The following is a 671-nucleotide window of genomic DNA, read 5'->3' on the forward strand; positions in this document are numbered from 1 at the left end:
TATACTCATTGTAAATAGGAAGATATGCTATATAACTTGTATGCATTATATCTTTTAATATTAAAAGCACAGATAAATAATTAACTAATTCATCATCTGAAAGATTAAATTTATCATCATTAATAAAAGAATACTCTTCCCCGTTTTCATTTTTTATACGAGCTAATACTATTTGTTTTATTATATTACTTTTTAGAGTTTGATAAGTATATGCAGCATAATCTATAAAAGCTTCATTATTATTAGATTTTTTTATAAGTTTAATGATAGATTCTTTTTGAACTTCATAACTCTTATCATATCCAGGTATATGTGATAGAAACTCAAAATTAATATTATTTTCAACATATTCTGTAAATTTGTTATAAGCATCATTTCCTAAAAGCACGAAACCAATCCTATATTAATATAATCCTGTTTATTATATTCGGTAAAATTTATATATAGATAAGATAATTATTTTTTCTAATAGATTTCTTATATTTTTATAAAAATTATATTATAATATYTAGAAACAAATTAGGATATTTATTATATGAACACCAATATAAACAAAATCATAAAAGATTATATAGAATACGCAACACAAAAAAATAATATAGATGCTATAGTTCTTTCAGGCTCTCAAACAAGCTTAATTAATGATAATATGTCAGATTATGATATTTATG

General features: G+C 20.7%; 1 pseudogene. It reads right to left on the reverse strand.

What is annotated here, in order from left to right:
• A pseudogene (locus GQX97_RS13580) lies at positions 1-388 on the reverse strand (pyridoxine kinase); the annotation flags it as partial.
• Between the last annotated feature and the right edge of the window lie 283 nt (positions 389-671).

The organism is Brachyspira sp. SAP_772 (genome assembly GCF_009755885.1).
Taxonomy (GTDB): Bacteria; Spirochaetota; Brachyspiria; order Brachyspirales; family Brachyspiraceae; genus Brachyspira.